We start from the raw sequence: 8,199 nt of genomic DNA, 5'->3' as shown, positions 1-8,199 counted from the left end.
CCGTGCTCGTGCGCAATGCCACCATCTGGACCGAGGGACCACAAGGAACCCTCGAGCACGCCGATCTCCTCGTTCGAGGCGGAAAGGTGGCGGCCATCGGAAGTGGCCTGACCGCGCCCGCCGGCGCCGTGGTCATCGACGCCGCTGGACGCCACGTCACCCCCGGCATCATCGACGCCCACAGCCACACGGCCATCGATGGCGACGTGAACGAAGGCACCCTGGCCATCACGGCACAGGTGCGCATCAAGGACGTCATCGATCCCTTCGCCATCGCCATGTACCGCGAGCTGGCGGGCGGCGTCACCGCGGCCAACGTGATGCATGGCTCGGCCAATGCCATCGGCGGCCAGGTGGTGACCTGCAAGTGGAAGTGGGGAGAGGGCCCTGACGCCATCTGCATGCGCGACGTGCCCGAGGGCATCAAGTTCGCCCTGGGAGAGAACCCGAAGCAGGCCAACTGGGGGCCGCACAACCGCTATCCCCTCACCCGGATGGGCGTGGCCGAGATCATCCGCGAGCGCTTCACCGCGGCCCTCGCCTACCGTGCGGCTCGGGAAGCCCACGCGGCGGGACGGCGCCCCATCGCGCCGCGCCCAGACCTTCAGCTCGACGCAATCCTCGAGGTGCTCGATGGCCGCCGCCTGATTCAGTGCCACAGCTATCGCCAGGACGAGATCCTCATGCTCATGCGCCTGGCGGAGGAGTTCGGATTCAGGGTGAAGACCTTCCAGCATGTGCTCGAAGGCTACAAGGTCGCCGGCGAGATGGCCCGCCACGGCGCCATGGCGTCGACGTTCTCCGACTGGTGGGCCTACAAGTACGAGGTCATCGACGCCATTCCATACAACGGGGCGCTCATGCACGATCGCGGCGTGGTGGTGAGCTTCAACTCCGACTCTGACGAGCAGGCGCGCCGCCTGAACACCGAAGCCGCCAAGGCCGTGCGCTACGGCAGCCTGCCGGAGAGCGACGCCCTGGCCTTCGTCACCATCAATCCAGCCCGCCAGCTCGGGGTGGAGAAGCGCATCGGCAGCCTGGAGCCAGGCAAGGACGGAGACTTCGTGATCTGGAGCGCCCATCCGCTGAGCCAGCAGGCGATCTGCGAGCAGACGTGGATCGAGGGGCGCCGATACTTCGACCGCGCCGCGGACGCTGAGGAGAGCAAAGCGCGCGCGGCCGAGCGGCACGCCCTCACCGAGAAGGCAAGGCATGCGGCGAAGGCCGATGTGGAGGAAAAGCCATGACACGCGCATCGCTGCACCGCTGCCTCATCGCAATCTTCGTGGCCCTCGCGCTCTGCTCGCCGCGCACGCCAGCCATCGCCCAGCAGCCCGCGGGCACGCAAGGGCCTGGGCCGAAGCGCCCCACGCCAGACGCCGCGACCTTTGCGCTCGTGGGGGCCGTGGTGCACACCGCCACGGGTCCGGCCATCCCCGGCGGAACGGTGGTGGTGAGAGACGGTCGCATCGCTGTGGTCGGCGGCGGCGCGCCGCCCGTCGACGTGCCAACGGTGCGGGCAGAGGGGCTGCACCTCTACCCCGCGCTCATCGAGGCAGACGCGGTGCTCGGCCTGGTGGAGATCGACGCGGTTCGCTCGACCCGCGACGACGCCGAGAAAGGCCCCCTGAATGCCAACGCCCGCGCCGATCTGGCCTTCAACCCGGATTCCCAGCTGCTCCCCGTGGCCCTATCGGCCGGCATCATGACGGCGGTGGTCACGCCACGGGGGGACGCCATCGCCGGACGTTCCGCCGTGATGCGCCTGAGCGGCTGGACACGCGAGGACATGACGGTGAAGGCGCCGGCCGCCCTCCACGTGCGGTGGCCGAAGATGGGCATCGAGCGAGCCCCGTGGAGCACACCCGCGAAGAAGCAGGAGAAGGCTCGGCGCGAGGCGCTGCACGACATCGACGAAGCGTTCGAGAACGGACGGGCCTACGCCGCGGCGCGCAAGGCCGGCGCGACTGAGGAGCGCGACGTGCAGTGGGAGGCCCTGGCGGCGGCGGTGCGCGGCGAGATCCCCGTTCTGGTGAGCGCCGACGGCGTCGACGAGATTGCCGCCGCCCTGAGGTGGAGCGAGAAGCGTCACCTCCGCATGGTGCTTCTCGGCGGACGTGACGCGTGGCGTCTTGCCAAGCCCCTGGCGACGGCAGGGGTGCCGGTGGTGTACACAGCGCAGCTCGCCCTGCCCCAGCGTGTCGACGAGCCCTACGACGTGCTGTACAGGGCCCCCGCCACGCTTGTGGCCGCCGGGGTGAAGGTGGCGCTCTCGAGCGGCGCGGCGGGCTCCAATGCCCGCTACCTCTCCGATCTGGGAGGGCGCGCCCACGCCTGGGGTCTCGACGCGCTCGAGAGCCTGCGCGCCATCACCCTGCGCCCGGCCGAGATATTCGGTTTTGCCGACAGGCTGGGCAGCATCACTGCCGGCAAGGAAGCCACCTTCTTCCTGGCCGATGGCGACATCCTCGACACCCGCACGCACGTGCTGCGCGCCTGGGTGCAAGGACGCGAGATCGACCTGCGCGACCGACAGAAGGCCCTCTACGACCGGTACCGCAACCGCCCGCGCTGACGCGGCGCGGACGCGCGCGAGGAGACTTCCCCCCCGACTCGAAGATCGCAGGGTGAAGAACGGTCGCACCTCGACAACGGTTCTCAAGGCTGCAGGCGGCGATCTCTCCGCCGCTTCGACCGGCCCTGCCCTCGACAACAGCCTGACCGCTCGGCTCGACGCCTCGCTGCTCGACGACGCGAACCGCCTCGGCCTGTTGCAGATGTGCGTCGACGGCCTGGGCGAAGGGGTGGTGGTGGCCGATCGACAGATGCGCTTCCTGGTGTTCAATCCCGCGGCCCAGCGCATCATCGGGCGTGGCGCGACGTCGCGCCCCCCCGAAGACTGGCAGCAGGAGTATGGCCTCTTCCATTCTGACGAGACCACCCCGCTGACCGCTTCCGAGCTCCCCCTCATGCGCGTGCTCAACGACCAGCCGTGCGACGACTACGAGGTCTTCGTGCGCAACGAGGAGCGCCCGGAGGGCCTGCTCATCACGTGCACGGGCCGCCCCCTGCGAGACAGCGAAGGGCGGGTGCAGGGAGCCATCGTCTCGTTTCGCGACGTCAGCGAGCAGCGCCGCATGCGGCGCGTGCTCGACAAGTTCCACACCGCGGCGGAGCAGAGCGGCGCGAGCATCGTCATCGTCGACGGCCAGGGCCGCATCGACTACGTGAATCCCGCCGCCCTGCGCACGTTCCAGTACGCGATGGCAGAGGTGCTCGAGCAGCCCATCTTCGCGGTGAACCCGCTGTCGGTCACAGAGCTGCTGCGCGTCTGGACATACGCGCAGCAGCACGGAGAGTACCACGGCAGCGCGGTGCTGTATCGCAAGGACGGCACAGCCGTGCACGTCACCGGCTCGATGACGCCGATCCGCGATCATCGCGAGAACGTGATGAGCTGGCTGATCTCGTTCACCGACACGGGGGAACAGCAGCGCGCAGAGGCCGCCCTGAAGCAGACCGCCGACGAGCTGGCGCGCTCGAATGCAGAGCTGCAGCAGTTCGCCCAGATCGTCTCGCACGACCTTCAAGAGCCGCTGCGCGTCGTCAACGGCTTCCTCAGCCTGCTCAAGCGGCGCCATGGCCAGACGCTCGAGGCTGACGCCGTCCGGCTCATCGATTTCGCCATCGAGAGCGCCGGGGGCATGCAGGCGCTGATCCGCGACCTCCTCGAGTACTCACGGGTCGACTTCGAGGGCCGGCTCGGCGAGATCTGCGAGGCCGAGGCGGCCTTCCAGACGGCCGTGGCCAACCTCGGGCAGAGCATCGAGGAGACCGACGCTGACGTGCGCGCGGGTCGCCTGCCCCGCGTTCCCATCGAGCTCGTCGCCCTCTCTCGCGTCTTCCAGAACCTCGTGGGCAACGCCATCAAGTTCCGACGCGCGGGGGAACGTCCCCGCGTGAAGGTGCGCGCCCACCGAACCGGCGATACGTGGACCTTCACCGTGGAAGACAACGGCATCGGTGTCGACCCACGTCAGCGTGAGCGCATCTTCACCGTGTTCCAACGGCTTCACCCGCGTTCAGACTATCCCGGCACCGGCATCGGGCTCTCCATCGCCAAGAAGATCGTCGAGCGCAACGGGGGGCGGATCTGGGTCGAATCGAATCCCGGCGGCGGGTCGCTGTTCCGGTTCACGCTGCCCGCGACAGGAGAGCGGCAATGAATCGGTGGGGCCCAGGGGTGTACGACAATGACGCGGCCCTCACACTGGTGGGGGCGCTGCTCGACAGCGATGACGCCAATCGGCTGCTGCTCGAGACGCTCACCGCGGGCGCGGCCGAAGCGGCAGACGAGGAGACGACTGCGCGTGTTCTGGCCGCCGCCGATCTTGCCGCGTCCACGCGCGGACGTCCGAGCAGCGATCTGCCGGACGATGCGCGAGAGCTGGTAGGGCTCTTCATGATCTACGCCTCTGACGACGCGCTCGAGCAGGCGCGCGAGGCCGTGCGCGGCGTGCGCCTGCGGCGCGCGCACGCGCAGCCAGAAGCCGACAGCGAGACGGGCGCGCGCATCGACCTGCTCGAAGCGCGACTCGCCGAGCTGTGCGCGCGCAGGTGAAGTGTGAGACCGCATCTTCTGAAACACCGATGTTTTGCTGAGAAAGCCGCCGCGCGCACGAGGAGGACAGACCCGTGATCGGTAACGACGAGAGAGACGGCGCGCTGCCGTGGCACCTGATGCTCTGGAGGCTGCTCGAGCGGGCCCTGTCGGTGTATGAGCGCGCTCCCGGAGCATTTGTGGGCGTCACCGCCCTGGCCTACCTCCCCGCCCTCGTGCTCGAGCTCGCAAACCCACCCCTCCAGAGCTGGGTGCTCACCCTCCTCTACTTCGTGTTCAGCATCGGATCACTCATCGTGAGCAGCGCCGGCGCCACCGAGCTCGTGGCGCGCGTGCGCCGCGGCGAACGCCCCGCTGCAGGCGACGCGATCCGCGCGGTGATGGGGTCGGCGGCTCCCCTGGCCGTCACCTGCCTGGTGACGGGGGCGGTGACCGCCGCAGGCATCTGTCTCGTGATCCCCGGTCTCGTGATGGTCGTGCTCTCCACATTCGCGGGACCCGCGGTCACTCAGGAAGGCCTCCAGGGATGGGAGGCGGTTCGTCGAGGACGCGCGCTGCTGGCTGATGGTCGCTGGCTGCCGGTGGTGGGCGTGCTGCTCACCGCAGCGGGCACGCGCCTGGTGCTGGGCATGCTGCCCACGCTCGGCCTGAAGGTATACCTGATGTTCTCCCACCAGATGACGCCCCTGCTGAGCGGCGTCATCACGCTCTACGACGCCGCTCTCGACATCGCACTCATGAGCGTGATCGCAAGCTGGATCGGTTGCGCCTGGTTCGACCTCATCGAGGCGGTCAAGGCGGAGTAGGCGTTCGAAGCTTCAGATCCGGCACGTGCGCCGAAGGCGACGCGGTGGGCGTCATCGGCGTCGACGAGGGCACTGAGGGCGCCCGCAGGTCGGCGCGGAGAACGACGCCCCCACCGACCGTGATCAGCAGCAGCGGCGCGTCCTTGAGCGCGCAGAGCGCCCCGTGAACCGTGAAGTGCAGGGTCCCGTCGACATCGGCTGCAACCTCGAAAGGCTCTCCCACATGACGCTCGGCGCCGTCTGCGAACCAGAGCATGCAGCGCGCCGAGGGGGCCAGACCCGAGGCGCGCACCACGAGGCGGTCGGCGTCATCGCCGGCGTTGCAGTACAGCCGCACGCTCCCCGTTGCGGCGCCGCCTCCCGGTGCCACGAGCGGCACGCTGATGGTCGCATAGTGCTTCTTGGGCGCCTTGTACATGGGCCCGGAGATGGGGATCCACATCATGCGCGACACCGCGGCAGACGCCGCCAGCGCGAACAAGGCCAAGGTCAGGGCAGCTCTGTTGAACGGACGGTTGCGCTGCAAGGCGTTGCGCGGAGGCTGTGGTGTCATCGATGACCATCGTCGCACTGGAGCCGCAGCCCCTGGGCCACGAAGGCCCCCAGCGAGAGCAGCGCCACCGCGGCCACGAGACCGGTCTCGGCAAATGGGGGTTCGGCAACCATGCGCGCCACCGCCACCGCCGACAGCACCGCGGTGATGAGGGGAAGCAGGCGAGATACCGCCGCCCCCCATCCACGTGCGCTTCCGGCGTCGGCATCCTCGCCGCCCACGTGGGTCACCACTGCAAGCGGCTGCAAGGCGAGCACGAGGAGGGCGAAGCGCACCGCCAGGAACGGCGCCGTCGGCATGGCGCAGCAGGTCGCCGCGATCCGGGCCTGTACGAGCAGGAACGGGAGCCACAGGCCGACGCGGATGGTGGAGATCTTGAGGGAGATCCAGAGAAGCGTGATGGGATCGACCGGAAGGGCGCCTTGCAGCACGCAGGCAGGAAGGGTTCGGATGCGCCCCACCGAGAGGGCGGCGACCATGATGGCGACGAAAGCGATGCCCTGTACGCTGGCAGGCAGCCCCAGCGCGCCGGCCAGCGCCGCCGCGAGGAGCCCCACCGCGGCCCAGAGGAATCCCTGGGTGACGTCCCTGCGAAGCGGGGAGACGAACGAAGCGAGGGCGCGCTGCTCTGCTGAGAGAAGCGCGTGGATGAGACGCTCCACCGGTCCGATGGGGCGCTCGCCCGATCGCCAGCCCCCGCTGGCCACGGCTTCACGTATCGATACCGCGACATTGCGGGCCGCGCGCTGGCGCAGCACCTCCGGCACACTCCCCTCGGCACCCGCCGATGCCCGAGCCAGCGCCACCGCCTCTTGACGCACGAGCAGGTCGACCACCAGCTCGCCCGGCACCTGGCGCCACATCAATTGCGGAACCCGGTAGCGCGACCGCAGCCACGACAGGTTCACGACGCCGAGGGCCACGAGCAGGCCGCACATCTGCAGCGCCGTCCAGGCGGCCTTGTGGTGAACGGCACCCGTGAAGATCTCCAGCACCCAGCCGGAGGTGAGCGCCGTCAGACGCTCATCGACGCCCGAAGCGCCGGAGCCGAAGACCAGCGCGACCAGCAGCACGGTGATGCCCACGCGCAAGACCAGGGGGATGCGGGGAAGAGACGCGGCGAGCACGATCAGCGAAGCGAGGGCGACCCCCCACAGCATGAGCGCGCAGCCGATGGCAAGCGCCACCGACGGGAACGTGGCAAGCCCCGCCTGCAGCGCTTCCTGGGCAAACCAGGTGAGCGCGAATGCGGCCACCACCGCCGTTCGGCGCACGGTGGCCCCAAAGGCGCGCTCGAAGAGAACGCTGTCGCTCACAGGGAGGTTCGCAAGGGCCAGCAGCGAGGCGGGGCCCGCCCTCCGCACCCTCTGCAGCCGCGCCGACAGCAGGCCTGCCTCCCAGAGGATGCACAGGTTCGCCACGAGGGCCATGAAGCGGGCATCAAAGCCGGAGACGAGATGAACCGTGGCGCCGCACGCCGTGGCCGCACAGACCCGGGCGGTGGCCCCACCGGGAGATCTTCTCGTCGCGTCGCTCACACGCGCCCTCTGCGCAGCTGCTCGAACATGGCGTGCAGACCTTCGCCGTCGGCCGCGATGTCCTGCATCGACCCGCTCCTGGCCACGCCTGCCCCGTGCAGCACGATGACCCGATCGGCCAGCCGCGTCGCGAGATCGAGCATCTGGGTGCCGAAGACCACGCTGCGCCCTCGTCCCGCCGCCGCGCGGGCCGCATCGGTGAACAGGCTGAGCGCGGCCGGATCCATGCCGGAAGCGAAGGGCTCGTCGAGGAGCCAGAGGTCCGGGTCGACGGCCAGAAGGGAAGCGAGGGCGGCCTTGTACACCTGTCCCCTCGAAAGGTTGGCCAGGGGGATGCCCGCCATGGTCGCGAGATCGAGATCGTCGAGCAGCCGGCTCACCGCCGCCTCAACGTCCGGGCGCTCGACCTCGTACACCCGCAGACAGGTGCCGATCCAGCTGATGAGGGCGCTCTCGGGAAGCACAAGGGGGGCGTCAGCGATGAACATGGCGCGCCGTCGCAGGTCGAGGCGCCTGCGCGTGAGCACCGCTTCGTCGTATCGCACCTCTCCCCGCGTCGGGGCGAGAATGCCTGCCAGGAGGCGCAGCAGCGTGGTCTTCCCGGATCCGTTGGTGCCGAGCACGGCGGTGATGGTCCCGGGCGAGATGTCGAGAGAGATGTCGCGCAGCACCTCGAGGCTG

The 8,199-nt window shown here is 69.3% G+C and carries 8 protein-coding genes; 5 read left to right on the top strand and 3 right to left on the bottom strand.

The annotated features are described in order from the left end of the window. Positions 1 to 2: 2 nt before the first annotated feature. The 5 genes from EB084_14760 (at position 3) to EB084_14740 (ending at position 5,427) form a co-directional block, all read left to right on the top strand. A complete protein-coding gene (locus EB084_14760) occupies positions 3 to 1,247 on the top strand; it encodes an amidohydrolase (GenBank protein NDD29519.1) in 1,245 nt (414 codons plus the stop codon). Further along, positions 1,244 to 2,575: a hypothetical protein gene (locus EB084_14755; GenBank protein NDD29518.1), complete on the top strand. Its 1,332-nt coding sequence runs from the start codon at positions 1,244 to 1,246 to the stop codon at positions 2,573 to 2,575. Before EB084_14760 ends, EB084_14755 begins: the two co-directional genes overlap by 4 nt. Then, the gene (locus EB084_14750; GenBank protein NDD29517.1) at positions 2,457 to 4,226 is read left to right on the top strand and encodes a PAS domain S-box protein; all 1,770 of its coding nucleotides are present in this window, start codon (positions 2,457 to 2,459) and stop codon (positions 4,224 to 4,226) included. The genes EB084_14755 and EB084_14750 overlap by 119 nt, the downstream gene beginning before the upstream one ends. Beyond that, positions 4,223 to 4,621 carry a DUF4259 domain-containing protein gene (locus EB084_14745; GenBank protein NDD29516.1) on the top strand — a complete coding sequence of 133 codons (399 nt, stop codon included), beginning with the start codon at positions 4,223 to 4,225 and terminating at the stop codon, positions 4,619 to 4,621. Before EB084_14750 ends, EB084_14745 begins: the two co-directional genes overlap by 4 nt. A gap of 74 nt (positions 4,622 to 4,695) precedes the next feature. Then, positions 4,696 to 5,427, top strand: coding sequence for a hypothetical protein (locus tag EB084_14740; GenBank protein ID NDD29515.1), 732 nt, complete (start codon positions 4,696 to 4,698; stop codon positions 5,425 to 5,427). On the opposite strand, the gene EB084_14735 is transcribed toward EB084_14740, so the two are convergent. The 3 genes from EB084_14735 to EB084_14725 form a co-directional block, all read right to left on the bottom strand. Further along, positions 5,414 to 5,980, bottom strand: coding sequence for a hypothetical protein (locus tag EB084_14735; GenBank protein NDD29514.1), 567 nt, complete (start codon positions 5,978 to 5,980; stop codon positions 5,414 to 5,416). The two genes, EB084_14740 and EB084_14735, sit on opposite strands and share 14 nt — an antisense overlap. Next, positions 5,977 to 7,518 (bottom strand): hypothetical protein, encoded by a 1,542-nt coding sequence (locus EB084_14730; protein ID NDD29513.1) that lies wholly within the window; start codon positions 7,516 to 7,518, stop codon positions 5,977 to 5,979. The genes EB084_14735 and EB084_14730 overlap by 4 nt, the downstream gene beginning before the upstream one ends. Continuing rightward, positions 7,515 to 8,199, bottom strand: a 685-nt coding sequence (locus tag EB084_14725; GenBank protein ID NDD29512.1) for an ABC transporter ATP-binding protein, incomplete at its 5' end; no start/stop codon positions are given. The genes EB084_14730 and EB084_14725, both read right to left, overlap by 4 nt.

The sequence above is a fragment of the Pseudomonadota bacterium genome (assembly GCA_010028905.1).
GTDB lineage: Bacteria > Vulcanimicrobiota > Xenobia > RGZZ01 > RGZZ01 > RGZZ01.
Note: the sequence above shows the minus strand (reverse complement) of the source record. Positions and strands in the feature narration are given on the sequence as shown.

Bases quoted from the DNA above. Each gene is read 5' to 3' on its own strand.
- EB084_14755 (NDD29518.1), top strand. From the start codon at position 1,244: ATGACACGCGCATCGCTGCACCGCTGCCTCATCGCAATCTTCGTGGCC.
- EB084_14750 (NDD29517.1), top strand. From the start codon at position 2,457: ATGGCGACATCCTCGACACCCGCACGCACGTGCTGCGCGCCTGGGTGC.
- EB084_14745 (NDD29516.1), top strand. From the start codon at position 4,223: ATGAATCGGTGGGGCCCAGGGGTGTACGACAATGACGCGGCCCTCACA.
- EB084_14735 (NDD29514.1), bottom strand. From the start codon at position 5,980: ATGACACCACAGCCTCCGCGCAACGCCTTGCAGCGCAACCGTCCGTTC.